Annotated in this window: 14 protein-coding genes; 11 read left to right on the top strand and 3 right to left on the bottom strand. The window is 65.3% G+C overall.

Annotation, left to right across the window (positions count from 1 at the left end; genetic code table 11):
• Positions 1-29: 29 nt before the first annotated feature.
• Entirely contained in the window at positions 30-2387 is a 2358-nt protein-coding gene (locus Q0319_RS09395; protein ID WP_296470662.1) for a Tex family protein, read from the bottom strand.
• A 127-nt stretch (positions 2388-2514) separates the two neighbouring features.
• Between Q0319_RS09395 and Q0319_RS09390 the strand changes: the two genes are divergently transcribed.
• The 3 genes from Q0319_RS09390 to Q0319_RS09380 are packed head-to-tail and all read left to right on the top strand — an operon-like array spanning position 2515 to position 5522.
• Positions 2515-3276, top strand: coding sequence for a hypothetical protein (locus Q0319_RS09390; protein WP_299451946.1), 762 nt, complete (start codon positions 2515-2517; stop codon positions 3274-3276).
• Between the two features lie 3 nt (positions 3277-3279).
• Positions 3280-3483 carry a YdcH family protein gene (locus Q0319_RS09385; protein ID WP_296469092.1) on the top strand — a complete coding sequence of 68 codons (204 nt, stop codon included), beginning with the start codon at positions 3280-3282 and terminating at the stop codon, positions 3481-3483.
• Between the two features lie 8 nt (positions 3484-3491).
• Complete coding sequence (locus Q0319_RS09380) at positions 3492-5522, top strand: ATP-dependent DNA helicase (protein ID WP_299452127.1); 2031 nt, start codon at positions 3492-3494, stop codon at positions 5520-5522.
• An 81-nt stretch (positions 5523-5603) separates the two neighbouring features.
• On the opposite strand, the gene Q0319_RS09375 is transcribed toward Q0319_RS09380, so the two are convergent.
• Positions 5604-6458 carry an outer membrane protein assembly factor BamD gene (locus tag Q0319_RS09375; protein WP_296469099.1) on the bottom strand — a complete coding sequence of 285 codons (855 nt, stop codon included), beginning with the start codon at positions 6456-6458 and terminating at the stop codon, positions 5604-5606.
• 90 nt (positions 6459-6548) lie between these two features.
• Between Q0319_RS09375 and Q0319_RS09370 the strand changes: the two genes are divergently transcribed.
• Both Q0319_RS09370 and pgeF read left to right on the top strand, forming a co-directional pair.
• Positions 6549-7550, top strand: coding sequence for an RluA family pseudouridine synthase (locus Q0319_RS09370; RefSeq protein ID WP_296469090.1), 1002 nt, complete (start codon positions 6549-6551; stop codon positions 7548-7550).
• Positions 7547-8308: a peptidoglycan editing factor PgeF gene (gene pgeF / locus Q0319_RS09365; protein ID WP_296469087.1), complete on the top strand. Its 762-nt coding sequence runs from the start codon at positions 7547-7549 to the stop codon at positions 8306-8308. The genes Q0319_RS09370 and pgeF overlap by 4 nt, the downstream gene beginning before the upstream one ends.
• A gap of 10 nt (positions 8309-8318) precedes the next feature.
• Here the strand turns inward: pgeF and Q0319_RS09360 are convergent, their stop codons facing one another.
• On the bottom strand, positions 8319-8546 hold the full coding sequence (locus tag Q0319_RS09360; protein ID WP_296469085.1) for a hypothetical protein: 228 nt from the start codon (positions 8544-8546) through the stop codon (positions 8319-8321).
• A 274-nt stretch (positions 8547-8820) separates the two neighbouring features.
• Here Q0319_RS09360 and phaC point away from each other — a divergent pair, with 274 nt between their 5' ends.
• The 6 genes from phaC to Q0319_RS09330 all read left to right on the top strand — a co-directional run bounded on the left by phaC (position 8821) and on the right by Q0319_RS09330 (position 17335).
• On the top strand, positions 8821-10401 hold the full coding sequence (phaC, locus tag Q0319_RS09355) for a class I poly(R)-hydroxyalkanoic acid synthase (RefSeq protein WP_296469096.1): 1581 nt from the start codon (positions 8821-8823) through the stop codon (positions 10399-10401).
• A 64-nt stretch (positions 10402-10465) separates the two neighbouring features.
• Positions 10466-11203 carry an acetoacetyl-CoA reductase gene (gene phbB, locus Q0319_RS09350; RefSeq protein ID WP_299451943.1) on the top strand — a complete coding sequence of 246 codons (738 nt, stop codon included), beginning with the start codon at positions 10466-10468 and terminating at the stop codon, positions 11201-11203.
• 107 nt (positions 11204-11310) lie between these two features.
• Positions 11311-11877, top strand: a complete 567-nt coding sequence (phaR, locus tag Q0319_RS09345) for a polyhydroxyalkanoate synthesis repressor PhaR (RefSeq protein ID WP_299451941.1) — start codon at positions 11311-11313, stop codon at positions 11875-11877.
• A gap of 219 nt (positions 11878-12096) precedes the next feature.
• Positions 12097-13455: a 30S ribosomal protein S12 methylthiotransferase RimO gene (gene rimO / locus Q0319_RS09340; RefSeq protein WP_299451939.1), complete on the top strand. Its 1359-nt coding sequence runs from the start codon at positions 12097-12099 to the stop codon at positions 13453-13455.
• Between the two features lie 164 nt (positions 13456-13619).
• Positions 13620-15290, top strand: coding sequence for a hydantoinase B/oxoprolinase family protein (locus Q0319_RS09335; protein WP_299451937.1), 1671 nt, complete (start codon positions 13620-13622; stop codon positions 15288-15290).
• Positions 15287-17335, top strand: coding sequence for a hydantoinase/oxoprolinase family protein (locus Q0319_RS09330; protein WP_299451935.1), 2049 nt, complete (start codon positions 15287-15289; stop codon positions 17333-17335). Before Q0319_RS09335 ends, Q0319_RS09330 begins: the two co-directional genes overlap by 4 nt.
• The last annotated feature ends 58 nt before the right edge of the window (positions 17336-17393 follow it).

The following is a 17393-nucleotide window of genomic DNA, read 5'->3' as shown; positions in this document are numbered from 1 at the left end:
GGGGGGCGGGGCAGGTGCCGGATTACAGATTACAGCTTGAGCTTGGCGAAAGCTGCCGCCATCGCGCTTTCCGCCGGTGCGGGCGCACGGCTGCGCTCCCGGCCGCGGTTGCCAGAAGGGCGCGCGTCGCCCTCGCCGCCGCTGCGCCGCGCCGGCAGGGCATCGTCGTTCAAGCGCATGGTCAGCGCGATGCGCTGGCGCTGCAAATCCACCTCCAAGACCTTGACCTTGACGGTTTGTCCGACCCGCACCACGTCGCGAGGATCTTTGACGAATTTCTCCGATAGGGCGGAGATGTGGACCAACCCGTCCTGGTGCACGCCGATGTCCACAAAGGCGCCGAAATTGGCGACGTTGGTCACCACGCCCTCCAGGATCATGCCAGGACGCAAGTCATTCAGGGTTTCCACGCCGTCCTGGAAGGTTGCCGTCTTGAACTCGGGGCGTGGATCCCGGCCCGGTTTCTCCAGCTCGGCCAGGATGTCCCGGACCGTGGGCAAGCCGAAGCGCTCGTCGGTGAACTCGGCGGGCGACAGGCCCTTGAGTGCCTCGCGGTTGCCGATGACCTTGCGGATGTCGGTCTGGAGCTTGGCCAGGATGCGCTCGACGACCGGATAGGCCTCTGGGTGAACCGCCGAGCAGTCGAGGGGATTGTCGCCGTTCGCAACGCGCAAGAAACCTGCCGCCTGTTCGAAGGCTTTTTCGCCGAAGCGCGGCACGTCCTTGAGCTGCTCGCGCGAACGAAAGGCGCCGTTCTGGTCGCGCCAGGACACGATGTTCTTGGCCAGGGCGGCGTTCAGTCCGGAGACCCGGGTGAGCAGGGGCACGGACGCGGTGTTCACGTCCACGCCCACGGCGTTCACGCAATCCTCGACCACGCTGTCCAGCGTACGGGCAAGCTCGCGCTGGTTGACGTCGTGCTGGTACTGGCCCACGCCAATGGACTTGGGATCGATCTTGACCAGCTCGGCCAGCGGATCCTGCAGCCGGCGGGCGATGGAGACGGCGCCGCGCAGGCTGACGTCGAGGTCGGGGAACTCCGCTGCGGCCAGCTCGGATGCCGAGTAGACCGAGGCACCCGCCTCGGATACCACGACGCGGGTCAGGTTGAGTTCCGGGTAGCGCTTGATCAAGTCGGCGGCGAGTTTCTCCGTTTCCCGGGACGCCGTGCCGTTGCCGATCGCGATGAGCTCGATCTGGTGACGGCGCGCAATGCGGGCCAGCGCTTCAATGGAGCCGTCCCAATCCCGCCGGGGTTCGTGCGGATAGATTGTGGCCGTCTCGAGCAGCTTGCCCGTCTTGTCGATGGCCGCGACTTTGACGCCCGTGCGGATGCCCGGGTCCAGGCCGATCACGGCCCGCGGGCCGGCGGGCGCGGCCAGCAGCAAGTCTTTCAGGTTGAGGGCGAAGACACGTATGGCCTCGGTCTCCGCCTCCTCGCGCAGGCGCGTAAAGCACTCGGTCTCGAACGAGGGCAGCAGCTTGACGCGCCAAGTCCAGCGACACACCTCGCCCAGCCATTTGCGGCGGGCGTCCACGTCCGGGGCGAACACGCCTTCCAGGCCGACCAGCTTGGCCACGCGCGCCACGCAAGGGTGGGGCACTTGCTCTTCCAGCTCGGGCTCCAGCCCCAGGCGCAGCTCGAGGACGCCTTGCTGGCGCCCCCGGAACATGGCCAGGACGCGGTGCGAGGGGAGCGTGCGCAGTGGTTCGCGGAAATCGAACCAGTCGCGGAAATTGGCGCCTTCGGTTTCCTTGCCTTCGGCCACCTTGGAATACACGAGGCCGGTGTTCCACAGGTAGTTGCGCAGGTTGTCCAGGACTTCCGCGTTTTCGGCGAAGCGTTCCGTCAGGATGTCGCGCGCGCCGTCCAGCGCCGCCTTGACGTCGGCCACGCCGGCCTCCGGGTTGACGTAAGCGGCCGCTGCGGTTTGCGGATCGATGCCCGGATCGGCGAGAATAGCGTCAGCCAGCGGCTCCAGGCCGGCTTCGCGGGCGATTTGCGCGCGGGTACGGCGCTTCGGTTTATAGGGCGCGTACAGGTCTTCCAGCCGTTGCTTGGTATCGGCGGCGAGCAGCGCTTCCTTGAGCTCGGGCGTCAGCTTGCCCTGCTGCTCGATCGACGCCAGGATGGCTGCGCGCCGGCTTTCCATGTCGCGCAGGTACTCTAGCCTCGTTTCCAGGTTGCGCAGCACACTGTCGTCCAGGCCCCCGGTCGCTTCCTTCCGGTAACGGGCGATGAACGGCACCGTCGCGCCGTCATCCAGCAGTTCCACCGCAGCCATGACCTGGGTGGCGCGAACGCCGAGCTCCTCGGCGAGCTGGGCGATAATGCGGGATTGGGCCTGGGCGTCGAGCGCCTCGCCCCGGTCGGTGACCATAGCCATCGAGTCCGTCCTACCTTGGAAAATGAAGCCGCGGATTTTGCCACAGTCTGAGAATATGCCCCCAATTTCCTGCCGACAGGGCGTTACGCGATGTGTCTCCGGAGCGAGTACGACCGGAGCCCAGGCCGTGGCGACTCGCTATCGTAGCGCACCCACATCGCGTGCCGCAGCCAGCAACCCGGGCGCTTGCATCACGCGGTTCGCCAGGGCACTTTGCCTGATGGCTTGCGCCGCCATGCTGCCCGGCTTGGCGCCGGCCGCAGAAGGAACGACGGCACAGCGGACATTTTCTTCGATCGCCGAGGCACAGGCGGCCGCCGAGGCTGCCAAGGCGGAGTCCGACCGCGTCAAGCAGCAATACGAATCGCAGGCCGCCGAATGCATGTCCCGTTTTTTCGCCAATCGCTGCGTCGAGCAGGCGAGGCTGGAGCGCAACGAGCGGGTAATGCGGGCGGACGCGGCGCGCCGGGAAGCGGAGCTGTATATCCGGCGTGAACAGGCAAGGGAGCGACGTGAACTGCGCGAGCGGGAAAATGCCGCCCGCGACGCCAGGAATGCGCAGCGCGCCGAAGAGGCCGCCCACCGCGCCCCGCAACCGCCGGCCAACCGAGGTGCCGGGCCCGATGCCCCGGTTCCAGGAAACGTCGACACCGCCGTACCTCGCCCCCGCGCCCCGCGCGACGTCGACGATCCAGAGGTGCGCGCCCGAAATCGTGCGGCTTTCGAGCGCAAACAGGCCGAGGCCCGGGAATATGCCGAGAAGCAAGCCAGGCAGCGCGAGGAGGCACAGGCCAAGCGCGCCCGCCGGCGAGCGGAGCGCGAGCGGGAGGCCGCCAACCTCGAGGCACCCCGGCAAAATGCGGAACCGGCGGCACCCGCCGAAAAGTAGACGATGGACGACAATATTCAGGCGCTCAAAGAGCGCATCATTGCTTTGCAGCTCGAGCACCGCGATTTGGATGCGGCCATCGAGCGCCTGGCCGCCGGCCCGGTGGTAGACGAGCTCCGCCTGCGCCGCATGAAAAAGCGCAAGCTCCAGATCAAGGATCTCATCGTGGCGCTCCAGATGCAGCTCGTTCCGGACATCCCCGCATGACCGCCCAGATTCTCGACATCGAGGCCGACGTGCGGGAAGTGTTCGCCGATGGCGGTCCCTTGGCGCGCAAGATTCCCGGCTACCGCGCACGTACCCAACAGATCGAATTGGCCGAGGCCATTTCGCGGGCCATACGCGACCGCGGCACGCTGGTGGCCGAAGCAGGCACGGGCACCGGAAAAACCTTTGCCTATTTGGTGCCGGTGCTCATGCACGGCGGCAAGGCGCTGATATCCACGGGCACCAAGACGCTGCAGGACCAACTTTTTGCCCGTGACCTACCGGCCGTACGCGACGCCTTGGGCTTGCCGGTGACGACGGCACTGCTCAAAGGGCGTTCGAACTATGTCTGCCACTATCACCTCGAGCGCACGGTAGGCGACGGCCGGTTGGCGTCCCGCGCCGAAGTCGCGCAGCTGCGCAAGATCGAGCGCTTTGCCAAAGTGACCCGCAGCGGCGACAAAGCGGAGTTGGCGGAAGTCCCGGAGAACGCGGACATCTGGCACCGCGTCACATCCACCCGCGACAACTGCCTCGGCTCGGATTGCCCGAGCTATCGCGAATGCTTCGTGATGCAGGCCCGCAAGCGCGCCGTGGAAGCCGACGTGGTGGTCGTCAACCATGCGCTTTTCCTCGCCGACCTGGCCCTGAAGGACGAAGGCATTACCGACCTGCTGCCAGCGGCCGACACGGTGGTATTCGACGAAGCGCACCAGCTGCCGGCGGCGGCGACGCGGTTTCTGGGTGAGTCGGTATCGTCCCACCAGCTGCTCGAGTTCGCCCGCGACGCCATCGTGACCGGGCTCTCCCATGCTCGTGAAAGCGCGGATTGGCCGGTCTTGGGCCAGGCCGTCGAACAGGCTACCCGCGAGCTGTGCCTGTCGTGCGCGGCGGTGGACAAAATGCCGGGCCAGCGCAGCACCTTCGACCAGCTGCCCAACCTGGAGGAGTTCGGTGCGGCAGTGCGCAAAGTGATCGAAGCGGTTCACGCGCTGGGGCGCATCCTCGCTGCGGCCGGGGAGCGGCATCCCGATTTGGAGTTGGTCGCCAAGCGCGGGCCCGACCTCATCGCCCGGCTGGCACGCTGGACGGAGGCGTGCGAAGGCGCTGCCGCCGCGCCGGGCGGGGCCCAGGCCGAAGAGGGCGGTGCGCCCGAGGTCCCGGCCGAATTCGACGACGGCTGGGTCCGGTGGGTGGAAACCGGCAACGGCCACGTGCGCCTGCACACGGCGCCGCTGTCCGTGGCCCAGGCGTTTTCGCAATATCGGCCGGCCGGCCAGGCCTGGATATTGACGTCGGCGACACTGTCGGTGCGGGAGGATTTCTCTCACTTCACGCGCCAGCTGGGCTTGTATGGGGCCGAGACGGGCCGCTGGGAGTCTCCCTTCGACTACGCAACCAATGGCCGCCTGTTCGTGCCGCATGGCGTTCCTTCCCCGCAAGACCCCCGTTTCACCGAAGGCTTCGTCGAGGCGCTACTACCGGTGCTTGCGGCCAGCCGCGGCTCGGCGCTCGTGCTCTGCACGACGCTGCGTGCCGTGGACCGGGTCGCCGAGCTGCTACAGGAGGCGTTTCGCGAGCGCGGCTGGGAATGGCCGCTGTTCAAGCAGGGAGAGCGTTCGCGCCGGGAACTACTCGAACGCTTTCGCACCAGCCAGCACGCCGTGCTGGTGGGGAGCGCGAGCTTCTGGGAAGGCATAGACGTGCCCGGCGACGCGCTGACGCTCGTCGCGATCGACAAGCTGCCCTTCGCGCCGCCCGACGATCCGGTCCTCGACGCGCGCATCCGCGCCTGCAAGAAGCGGGGCGGGAACCCGTTCTTCGAATATCAATTGCCCGAAGCCGCGATCGCCCTCAAGCAAGGAGCAGGGCGGCTCATCCGGACGGAGAAGGATTGGGGCGTGTTGATGGTCGCCGACCGGCGGCTGGTCGAGAAACCCTACGGGAAACTGTTGTGGCGCGGGCTGCCTCCATTTACCCGCACCCGCAGCGTGGAAGACGTCGAGGCCTTTTACGCCCAGCGGGCGGGCGCCGCCTGAGTAGAAAGGAACGGGCGGTGCTCCCGCCGCGCTACCGGGAATGTGCCCGGCCCGCCCAGGCGGGCCGGCACCGGCTTCCGGCTACCAGATCTTCCACCAGGGACCTTTCTCTTGCGTAAAGCCCTGGGCGACGAATTTGCTATTCGGGAAGTTCAGGTTCAATACGCGCGCCGCATCGTCGCGCAGGTCGGTCATGCCCATTTTGTCGTAGGCAAGCACCATGATGTAGAGCGCCTCCTCGACGGCGGGCGTGCCTTGGAAATCACGCACGGCCGTTTGGGCCCGGTTCACGGCCGCTACGTAAGCGCCACGCTCCAGGTACATGCGGGCCACGTGGACCTCGTTCATGGCGATGGAGTTCACGAGGTAGTTCAGGCGCAAGCGGGCGTCGGGAGCGTACTTGCTGTTCGGGAAACGGGTCACCAGTGCCTTGAAGGCATCGAACGACTCGCGCGCGCCCTTGGGGTCCCGTTCGCTCGGATCTTGCTTCGTCAGGCTCGCCAGCAGCGCGCTTTCCTGATAGAAGTTGATCAACCCCTTCAGGTAGAGCATGTAGTCCAAGTTAGGATGGTTGGGATGCAAGCGCTCGAAGCGGTCGATCGCAGCCAGGGCCTGCGCATTGGAGCCGTCTTTCCAATAAACGTAGGCAATGTCGATCTGGGCCTGCTGGGCATAAACGCCGAAGGGGTAGCGAGCTTCCAGCTTTTCCAGCAACTTGGCGGCCTGCGTCCAGTTGCCGGTGTCCATCTCTTCCTTGGCCTCCTTGTACAATCGCTCGGCAGACCAACCGATAGTGTGATCGGGTTCTTTGCCGTTGGTGGCGCAGCCAGTCAGCGCGATGGCGGCCAGCAGGCACGCCAAGGCGTAGCCCAAACGCAGCGCAAGCCCGCGCCACCAGACCGGGAGCCGGTGCCCGCTGCCGGAAGCCGCTTGCATTGCCAGGGTATTCAACTGCATGGTGGTGTCCCTCACCAATAGACCGTCCATGATTATATTCGGGCTTGGGGGCCCGCTTCTCAAAACAACATGTCCTTTCCTCTGCCGTCCTCCGATATCGAGTCCCAGGAAGCGGAACCACAGATTCTCGATCTGGGGGCGGGCGTCCGCGCCGACCGCCTGGACAAGGTCCTCGCCCAGCTCTTGCCGCAACACTCCCGCAGCCGGCTCCAAGGCTGGATAGAGCGGGGGAACGTGCTGGTCAACGGCAAGTCGGCGACCGTCCGGCAGGTCGTGGGGCCGGGCGACCAGCTGACCGTCTGGGAAGAACCCGCTCCCGAATCGCTTGCCTTCGTGCCCGAGCCCATCGACTTCCCGGTGGCGGCGGAAAGCGACGACTGGATCGTGATTGACAAGCCGGTGGGGCTGGTGGTTCATCCGGGCGCCGGCAACTGGCACGGCACGTTGCTCAACGGCTTGCTTTACCGATATCCGGAACTCGCCCAGGTGCCTCGCGCCGGCATCGTGCACCGGCTGGACAAAGATACCTCCGGGCTCATGGTGGTGGCCCGCACCATCACCGCCCAGACTGCTCTGGTGCGCCAATTGCAAGCGCGGACGGTGGGGAGGCGCTACGTCGCCCTGGTGTCGGGCCATTTGCGTCGAGGCGGCACCATCGACCGGCCCATCGGACGCGACCCGCGGGTGCCGGTGCGCATGAGCGTGGAGCGGCCCATCGCGGCCAAGCCCGCGATCACCCATTTCGAACCAATGCGCCGCGGCCGGGCGCACAGCGGCATGCCCGTGACCGAAGTGGAGTGTCGGCTCGAGACCGGGCGCACGCATCAAATACGGGTCCACCTGTCCAGCCTGGGGCATCCGCTCCTTGCCGACACCCTCTACGGCGGCAAGGCAATCGAGCATGCGACACGTCAAATGCTCCACGCCGCCCGGCTCCAATTCGACGATCCTGCCGGAGCCGGGCCCCAGGTTTTTCATGCCCCTTTGCCAGAGGACATGCTGAAGGTTTCCGACGGCATCGAGTGGGAGGAGCCAGAGGCGTGTCCCGAAGAGGACGATGAGCTGCCATGAACCGCGACAGCCCAAGCTTGCCCTTGCATGAAGGCCCGGAGTGGCCTCGCGTGCGGATTTTCTCGACCACCCGCCACGGCGGCGTGAGTCGGGCGCCGTACGCTTGGCTCAACCTGGGCGCGCACGTGGGTGACGCGCCCGAGGCCGTGGCGGAGAACCGCGCCCGGTTGCAGACACTGCTGCCTTCCGCGCCGTTATGGCTGGAGCAGGTCCACGGCGTGCGGGTGGTCGATGCGGACCGGGAACGCTACCCCGGGCCCGCCGACGCTGCCGTGACCCGCACGCCCGGCAAAGTCCTGGCGATCATGACGGCCGACTGCCTGCCGGTGGTGATCGTAGCCGGAGAAGCCGGCGTATTGGCGGTTGCGCATGCCGGCTGGCGCGGCTTGGCCGCCGGGGTGCTCGAGAACGCGGTCGCGGCGATGGGGGGAGTGCGCGGCAGCCAGGTGCGTGCGTGGATAGGTCCGGGCATCGGACCGCGCGCGTTCGAGGTTGGCGATGAAGTCAGGGCCGCCTTCTCGGCCCGCGACGCCTCGGCGCAGGATGCTTTCGTGCCGACCGGCACCTTCGATGACGCAGGCAAGCCCAAATGGCTGGCCGACCTGCCTGCGCTGGCAGAGCGGCGTCTCCGCGCGGCGGGCGTGGAGACGGTAGTTCACAGCGGCGTGTGCACCGTCGCGCACAACGATCGCTTCTATTCGTACCGCAAAGAAGGCACGACGGGGCGCTTTGCCACCCTGGCCTGGCTCACGGACTAGCCGGCGCTTTTCAGGAAGCAGGGCCTTGCCGGCTTGCCGCCGGCTCCTCGCGTCCCGATTCACGCTCGCGCCGCCTGCGCCGGCGTGCGGGCGTCGTCACGATATAGAGCACGATGGCGAGCGGCAGCAACCCATAAAACAGTAGCGTCGACAGCCCAGCCAGCACGGTGGGTTGGGACAGCGACATCAGTATGGTCACGTAAAGCCAGCCGATGGCGATGAGCGCGGAAAAGTGCATGAGCGGACCGGGGCGAAAATGCGTGCAGAGAGACGCCGCGCTCACACTACGGGTAATCAGCCACGTGTGCGATTTGACAGGCACCGGCGCGCTATGCACTATCACTACTAGCGTAATCGAAACTTCAGGGTGGTTCTAGGTGAGTCAGTCCCGGCAGGATTCTACGAACCCCTTGGCATGGCTGGAAACATGGCAGCAGGCACTGGGGGTGGCCACTCCCGAGCCTCCTGCATCTGCCCAGACGGCCGCCCCGCACCTCCCAGGCGGTCAATTCCTGCGATCCGAAGCACTGCTGGCCATCCAGCAGGATTTCACGCGCCAATGGACCGAGCTCTGGCAGGCTGCCGCCCAGGGAAGGCTTGCTCCGCCTGCCGACCAGCGGTTTAGCGGCGATGCCTGGTCCGCGAGTCCTGCGCACCTGTTCATGGCTCACGCCTACCTGCTGTCCGCGCGCACGCTGCAACGGATGGCTGACAGCGTCGAGGCGCCCGTGCCAATGCTCAACCGCCTACGCTTTGCCACCATGCAGTGGGTGGAAGCCATGGCGCCGTCGAATTTCCTGGCGCTGAATCCGGACGCCCAACGCCGGTTGGTCGAATCCGGTGGCGAGAGCCTGCAGCACGGGCTCGCCAATCTGCTGGCAGACCTGGGCAAGGGCCGCATCTCCCACACCGACGAGGCCTCTTTCGAAGTGGGGCGCAATCTTGCGACCACCGAAGGAGCGGTGGTGCACGAGACGCCCATCTTCCAGCTCATCCAGTACAAGCCTGCCTGCGACCGCGTGCACGCCCGGCCGCTCCTCATCGTGCCGCCGTGCATCAACAAGTTCTACATCCTGGACCTCCAGCCCGACAACTCCTTCGTCCGGTTCGCCCTAGAGCAGGGACTCCAGGTCTTCATGATGTCGTGGCGCAATCCGCTGCCGACTGACGACGACGGCATCTTGCTTGCTGGCTGGGACACCTACCTCGAGCAAGGCGTGCTCGAGGCGATCCGGGCGGTACAGGCGGTGGCGGGGCGCGGGCAGGTCAACGCCCTCGGCTTCTGCGTGGGTGGCACCTTGCTCGCGTCGGCCCTGGCCGTCGCAAAGGCGCGCGGGGAGGATCCGGTCGCCTCGCTAACCCTCTTGACGACGCTGCTGGATTTTTCGGATACGGGCGTCCTGGACGTGTTCATCGACGAGGCCCACGTGCGGCTGCGCGAGCAGCAGTTCGCCCGGGGCGGCGTGCTTGCCGCGCGCGAGCTCGCGACCACGTTCGCATTCCTGCGCCCGAACGACCTCGTCTGGAACTACGTCGTCAACAACTACCTGAAAGGGCAGGCGCCGTCGGCCTTCGACATTCTCTACTGGAACGCCGACAGCACGAACCTGCCCGGGCCGTTCTACGCCTGGTACCTGCGCAACGCCTACCTGGAGAACAACCTGAGCGCGCCGGGGAAGCTGAGCACATGCGGCGTGAAGCTCGACCTGGGTCGTCTCGACATGCCGGCCTACATCTTCGGTTCGCGCGAGGACCACATCGTGCCCTGGACCTCCGCGTATGCCTCCACCCGCCTGCTGCCCGGGGCCTCGCGATTCGTATTGGGTGCGTCGGGGCACATCGCCGGCGTCATCAACCCGGCATCACGCAACCGCCGCAGCTACTGGGTGCGCGAAGACGGCCTGCTGCCGGGCGATCCTAGGGAATGGATCGAATCGGCACGGGAGGCCCCCGGCAGTTGGTGGAACGACTGGGCCACATGGATACGCGAGCAAAGCGGACCGCTGGTCAAGGCGAAGAAGGCGCTAGGCGGCAAACGGCATCCGGTCCTCGAGGCCGCACCGGGCAGGTATGTGAAAGTGCGGGCCGTATGAGGGCCGGGCGAATGGTTATCGATGGCTATCGGCGGGCGACTGGGCTCGCGATCAAGGAGGCGAGATGAACGGAAAGATTGCCTACGTGACGGGAGGCATGGGCGGTATCGGCACCGTCATATGCCAGCGCTTGGCAAAGGCGGGGTTCACCGTGGTCGCCGGTTGCGGCCCTAACCGGAACTACCAGCAGTGGCTGGATGAGCAGGCGGCGCTGGGATACACCTTCCATGCTTCGGTGGGCAACGTCGCCGATTGGGACTCCACCGTCGCTGCCTTCAGCAAAGTTCGCGCCGAGCTCGGCCCCATCGACGTCCTGGTCAACAACGCCGGCATCACCCGCGACGGGTTGTTCCGGAAAATGTCGCTGGAGGACTGGCGGGCGGTCATCGACACCAATCTCAACAGCCTGTTCAACGTCACCAAGCAGGTCATCGGCGACATGATCGAGCGCGGCTGGGGCCGCATCATCAACATCAGCTCGGTCAACGGGCAGAAAGGGCAGTTCGGGCAGACCAACTATTCCACGGCCAAGGCCGGCATCCACGGGTTTACGATGGCATTGGCGCAAGAAGTGGCATCCAAGGGCGTTACGGTCAACACGGTCTCGCCGGGTTATATCGCCACCGACATGGTCCGCGCCGTCCGGCCCGACGTCCTGCAATCCATCATCGATACCATTCCGGTCAAGCGCCTCGGCACGCCCGAAGAAATCGCCTCCATCGTCGCCTGGCTCGCCTCGGACGATGCCGGGTTTGCGACGGGGGCGGATTTTTCCCTCAACGGCGGCCTCCACATGGGGTAAGCCCGTATCCCGCCAGCAGCGTTTCGCGCTGCGTTGAACTACACTTGACGACAAGCGCGGCCGGCAGGCCGCGCCCGTTTCACACAACATAAAAGTTGGGGGCAAGCATGGCGCAGCAAGCCGGAGCCGGCAACGCGTTGAGGTTGATAAAAAAGTATCCCAATCGCCGGTTATACGATACGCAGACCAGTACCTACATCACGCTGGCCGACGTCAAGCAGCTCGTGCTCGACAACGAGGCGTTCCAGGTGGTCGATGCCAAGTCCGGCGAAGATCTCACCCGAAGCATCCTGCTGCAGATCATCCTGGAGGAGGAAACGGCCGGCGTGCCCATGTTCACGTCCAACATGTTGGCGCAAATCATCCGTTTCTACGGACATGCGATGCAGGGCATCATGGGTTCGTACCTGGAAAAGAACATCCAGGCCTTCATGGAAATCCAGAACAAGCTGGGCGAGCAATCCAAGAGCCTGTATGGCGGCCAGTTCGGTCCGGAAGCCTGGGCGCAGTTCATGAACGTCCAGACACCCATGATCCAGAGCATGATGAGCAACTACATCGAACAGAGCAAGAACCTGTTCGTGCAAATGCAAGACCAGATGCAGAACCAGGCTCGCTCGATGTTCACCTCCTTTCCGTTCGCTCCCGCGCCCAAGGAAGACGAACGCAAATAAGCGTCGGCGCCGGCAGCCCTCGCGGAACCCGGTAAAATCCCAGGATTCCCCATATTTCGTCCGCAGGCGCTGCGCCGCGGGTCGTCCGATGCTTTCCATGTCATCCTGTCCGTCGTTTGCCGCCCCGTCGCGGGCGGCTGCTGCATTGTCGTCCGGCCGTCTTCCGGCGGCCTGTTCTTTCCGCCCGGCCACGCCGAGGCGGGTCCGGAGGCCAGTGGCATGAACGCCCAAGTCCCGCGTATCGCTTTCGCAAGCCTGGGATGCCCGAAGGCCGCTTCCGACTCGGAACAAATCCTTACCCAGCTTCGCGCCGAAGGCTACGAGACGTCCCGTACGTACGAAGAAGCCGACCTGGTGATCGTCAACACTTGTGGCTTCATCGACGATGCCGTCAAGGAGAGCCTGGATACGATAGGTGAAGCCTTGCAGGCCAACGGCAAGGTCATCGTGACCGGGTGCCTGGGTGCCAAGAAGGGCGAAGACGGCGCAAGCGTCGTGCAGAAAATGCACCCCAAGGTGCTTGCCGTGACCGGGCCGCATGCGACCCAAGAAGTCATGGATGCCGTGCATCGGCACCTGCCCAAACCGCACGACCCTTTCAGCGACCTCGTGCCGCCGCAGGGTGTCCGGCTCACGCCCAAGCACTATGCCTACCTGAAGATTTCGGAAGGGTGCAACCACCGCTGCAGCTTCTGCATCATCCCGTCCATGCGGGGCGACCTCGTCTCGCGCCCCATCCATGAAGTGATGCGCGAGGCGGAAAACCTGGTGAAGGCGGGCGTCAAGGAAATCCTCGTCATCTCGCAGGACACCAGCGCCTACGGCGTCGACGTGAAATACCGCACTGGTTTCGTCAACGGACGGCCCGTGCGCACGCGCATGACCGAACTCGTGGCCGAGCTTGCGAAGCTGGGCGTGTGGGTGCGGCTCCATTACGTCTATCCGTATCCGCACGTGGACGAAGTCATACCGCTGATGAACGAGGTCCATGAAAACGGCGGACGCGTGCTGCCGTACCTGGACGTGCCGTTCCAGCATGCCAACCCGCGCATCCTGAAGCTGATGAAGCGGCCGGCCTCGTCCGAGCGCAACCTGGATCGCATCCGCGCCTGGCGTGAAATCTGCCCGGACCTCACCATACGCAGCACCTTCATCGCCGGTTTTCCCGGGGAAACCGAAGCCGAGTTCGAAGAAATGCTGGATTTCCTGCGCGAAGCGCAGCTCGACCGGGTAGGGTGCTTCGCTTATTCGCCGGTGGAGGGAGCCGCAGCCAATGAACTGCCCGACCCCGTTCCGGATGAGGTGCGCCAGGAGAGACAGGCTCGCTTCATGGAGGTCCAGCAGGCCATCTCCCGCAAGCGCCTGACCCGCAAGGTCGGCAAAGTACTCAAGTGCCTCGTCGACGAAGTCACGCCCGAGGGTGGCGTGGCGCGTTCCATGGCCGATGCGCCGGACATCGACGGCAAGGTTTACGTCGCACCCGCCGACAAGCCATGGAAACGGTACAAAGTCGGCGACATCATCTCCGTGCGCATCGCGCGCTCGGACGACTACGACCTGTGGGGGACGGTGGCGTAGGGCAGGGCGCCCACGCCACAGGCGCTTCTCTTCCCAAAGCATCCGATGCGCCGCCGCAATGCCGCTGCGGCGCCTGCTCCCGGCTTCGCCCGAATTGTCTTATTGACAGAACAATAGATCATAAATACAGTTCCTCGAGAGAAACCGAAAGCACGAGGGCGCGCATGTCAGAAACCGAGCTAGACCCAGTTACGCTGGCAGTCTTGAAAGGGCGGCTCGAACAAATCGCCGATGAAATGGATGCCACGCTCTATCGAAGCGCCTTCAATCCCATCATCGCAGAAGCACACGACGCCTGCCATGGCCTCTACGATGGCTCGACGGGAGATACGCTCGTGCAAGGGAAATCGGGCCTGCCGGTGTTCGTGGGCGCCATGGCCTTCGCCGTGCGCGCTGCCATGGCCGCGGCCCAGCCGCTCGGCGGCATGCACGAGGGGGAGGTTTGGCTTTTCAACGATCCATACGAAGGCGGCACCCACGCCAACGACTTCAAGCTCGTCAAGCCTTTCTTCCGCGGCGGCCGCCTGCTGTGCTTCCTCGCCTCGGCTGCGCATTGGCACGACGTGGGCGGCAACGTCCCAGGCAACTACAACCCCGCCGCGACCGAATGCTGGCAGGAAGCCGTCCAGATCCCGCCCGTGCGCATCGTGACGGCAGGAGACGTTAATCCCGATGTGCTCGCCATTCTGCGCGCCAACACTCGCATGCCGGACAGTCTGTGGGGTGACCTGAACGGGCAGCTGGCAGCCTTGGAACTGGGCGAGCGCCGCTTGCACGAGCTGCTGAATGCCTACGGCGAAGACCGGATCTTGGCCGCCATGCAGGCGCTGCGCGCCCGCGCACGCAAACTCATGCAGGCACACATCGCGTCGCTGCCGGATGGCCGCTATGCGTTCGAGGACTACCTCGACAATGACGGGATACGGGACGAGCCGCTCCGGATCGCCCTGGACATGACGATAGAAGGCGAGCGCATGGTGCTCGACTTTTCCCGTACTTCGGGACAGTGCGCTGGCGCCGTCAATATTTCACGGGCCACGGCCGTAGCCGCATGTTACGTCGCGCTCAAGCATTTATTCCCCGACGTGCCGGCCAATGCCGGCGTCCTCGACGCCGTCGAGTTCGTGATGCCGGACGGCTTGCTGATCACGGCGCAGCGGCCGCGCCCGGTGGGTGGTTATACCGAAACCATCCTGCGCATGATCGACGTGGTGTTCGGCGCCGCGGCGCTTGCCGACCCGACGCGGTCCGTCGCGCAGGCCTATGGCACGATTAACGCGCTGTCCTTGACCGGGCTGCGCACCGACGACAAGCGCAAGGGACAGCGCTGGGTCATGTTCAGTTTCTTCGGCGGCGGACACGGTGCGCATGCCGGCGGCGACGGGCTCAGCCATGGCAATGCCCCGATATCGACAGCAACGATCCCGCCGCTGGAAATCCTGGAGGCGGCCTATCCGGTGCGCTTTACCCAATGGGCGCTGCGTCCGGACTCGGGGGGCGACGGTACTTACCGCGGCGGCTTGGGTGCCATCTACGAAATCGAATTACTCGAAGAGAGCGCCCAGGCGTTTATTTTTGGCGAGCGGGGCAAGTCGCCCCCAAAAGGGATCGCCGGCGGCGGCAATGCCGCCCTGAACCGCTTCAGCTATCGCGTGAACGGCGAGTGGCATGTGCCGCCCATGGTTTCGAAGATGCTCGGCATATCGCTGTCGCGGGGCGACCGCGTACGCCTGGAAACACCGGGCGGGGGAGGGTACGGCCCGCCGGATGATCGCAGCAGGGAAGCCCGGGCGCACGATATCGCGATGGGTTATGTCACGGAGGTCAAGCAGTGAGCAGTCGGAAACGGGTCGTGGGCGTGGACGTGGGCGGCACGTTTACCGATTTATTCATACTCGACGAAGGGGACCGGTCCGTTTCCATCGTCAAAGTTCCCTCCACGCGGGGCGAAGAAGCCGTGGGGTTCATGAACGGCATCCAGCGGGCGTCTGGCGCCGACGGCGCAGCCGCTTCGATCGGGACGATCATCCACGGCACGACTGTCGGCACCAACGCCTTGCTCGAACGCAAGGGCGCCCGCACCGGCCTCATCACGACCCGCGGATTCGGCGATGTGCTCGAGATGCGGCGGAGGGACCGGCCCCAAACCTGGGGACTGCGCGGGAACTACGTGCCAGTCGTCCCCCGCAACCTGCGCCGGGAAGTCGACGAACGCGTACTGGCCGACGGCACGATCCACACTGAAGTCGACCTCGAGCAGGTGGAGCAATGCGCACAATCCCTGCTGGCGGAGGGCTGCGAGGCGATTTGCATCTTCTTCATCAACAGTTACGCGAACCCAGCCAATGAAGCGGCCGCCGCGCGCCGCGTCCGTGCGCTCTGGCCCAACGCTTGCGTGACCGCGTCCACTGAGGTGCTGCCGGAAATCCGCGAATTCGAACGGGTTTCCACGGCCAGCCTCAATGCTTCGCTCCAGCCTGTGGTCGGAGGCTACCTGAACCGCCTAGAGAACGACCTGCGCAGCCAAGGATTTGGCGGACAACTGATGATCGTGCAAAGCAACGGCGGCGTGATGTCTCGCCAAACCGCGTGCGAGCTCCCCGTCAGGACTGCGCTCTCGGGCCCGGCTGCAGGCGTCATCGCCTGCGCCGCCGTCGCGCAGGCGGCCGGCTACCCCAACGTCATTACCGGAGACATCGGCGGGACCTCATTCGATGTCTCGCTGGTGGCCGACGGGCGCGTGGCCTTGGCGGACCAAACCAGCATCGCCTTTGGCATGGTCGTGCGCACGCCCATGATCCAGATCGAAACCATAGGTGCCGGAGGCGGATCCATCGCCGCGGTCGATGCAAGCGGAATGCTGCGCGTCGGGCCGGAGTCCGCCGGAAGCCGCCCCGGGCCCGCTTGTTATGGACGCGGCAACCCGTATCCCACCGTCACGGATGCGAACGTACTGCTCGGACGCATTGCAGCACAGCGCCCGCTGGGAGGCGGTCTGCTGGGCAAGCTGGACGTAGCGCTCGCGCACAAAGCCATCCAGACTTACGTGGCCGAACCCTTGGGGCTCGACGTGCTAGCTGCGGCCGAGGCCATCCTGACCGTGGCCAACGCCAAGATGGCCGGCGCCTTGCGCCTGGTCTCCATCGAGAAAGGGCATGACCCCCGCAAGTTCGCTTACATGCCCTTCGGAGGGGGCGGGGGCTTGCACGTGTGCGCCATGATGCGCGAAACCGGCGTCGCGACCGCAATCGTGCCGCGCTACCCGGGCGTCACGTCTGCCCTGGGGTGTGTCATGGCGGACCTGCGCCACGATGCCGTCCGCACCATCAACCAATCCTTGGACGAAGCCGATTTCGGGCAATTGCGGGAACTGGCGGATGCCTTGCATGCCAAGTGCGACGCACACATGAAATCGGCGAACGTCGCCATCGAAACGGTACGGGAAGAAATCTTCCTCGACATGCTCTACCAGGGGCAGACGCACACGGTCTCGGTTCCGGTCGCGCGGGAGAATCTCGATGCGCAAGCCATCGCGACGGCCTTCGAGCTCGCCTACCAAGCCGAGTTCGGTCGCTTGTTGCCCGGCATCCCAGTACGCATGCTGAACCTGCGCTATGCGCTGATCGGCGTGCGGCCCAAGTTTGACTTGCGCTTGCTGGCGCCCCCTCCCGGAGGCGCTGCCCTCGCGCTGGGTACGCAACGCGTTTATGCGGACGGGACCTGGCTAGACGCGCCGCGCTATGCGAGGCTGGACCTGCCGGTCGGTTCGCGTATCCGGGGGCCTGCCGTTTTCGAACAACCAGACACCACCGTCTGGCTCGAACCCGGCTTTGTCGCCAGTACCGATGAACATGGGAATCTGATCCTGCAGTTCGAATGAGACGGGCCGCAACGCGCGAGAGCGCCTCCCCGGCCCCCGCGACAGCTGCCCGTTTTTT

Source organism: uncultured Pigmentiphaga sp. (assembly GCF_937950555.1).
Lineage (GTDB): Bacteria > Pseudomonadota > Gammaproteobacteria > Burkholderiales > Burkholderiaceae_B > Pigmentiphaga.
Note: the sequence above shows the minus strand (reverse complement) of the source record. Positions and strands in the feature narration are given on the sequence as shown.

Coding starts and splice junctions, on each gene's coding strand:
- Q0319_RS09385 (WP_296469092.1), top strand. CDS start 3,280: ATGGACGACAATATTCAGGCGCTCAAAGAGCGCATCATTGCTTTGCAG.
- Q0319_RS09360 (WP_296469085.1), bottom strand. CDS start 8,546: ATGCACTTTTCCGCGCTCATCGCCATCGGCTGGCTTTACGTGACCATA.
- Q0319_RS09370 (WP_296469090.1), top strand. CDS start 6,549: ATGTCCTTTCCTCTGCCGTCCTCCGATATCGAGTCCCAGGAAGCGGAA.
- rimO (WP_299451939.1), top strand. CDS start 12,097: ATGAACGCCCAAGTCCCGCGTATCGCTTTCGCAAGCCTGGGATGCCCG.
- pgeF (WP_296469087.1), top strand. CDS start 7,547: ATGAACCGCGACAGCCCAAGCTTGCCCTTGCATGAAGGCCCGGAGTGG.
- Q0319_RS09375 (WP_296469099.1), bottom strand. CDS start 6,458: ATGCAAGCGGCTTCCGGCAGCGGGCACCGGCTCCCGGTCTGGTGGCGC.
- Q0319_RS09335 (WP_299451937.1), top strand. CDS start 13,620: ATGTCAGAAACCGAGCTAGACCCAGTTACGCTGGCAGTCTTGAAAGGG.
- phaR (WP_299451941.1), top strand. CDS start 11,311: ATGGCGCAGCAAGCCGGAGCCGGCAACGCGTTGAGGTTGATAAAAAAG.
- Q0319_RS09395 (WP_296470662.1), bottom strand. CDS start 2,387: ATGGCTATGGTCACCGACCGGGGCGAGGCGCTCGACGCCCAGGCCCAA.
- phbB (WP_299451943.1), top strand. CDS start 10,466: ATGAACGGAAAGATTGCCTACGTGACGGGAGGCATGGGCGGTATCGGC.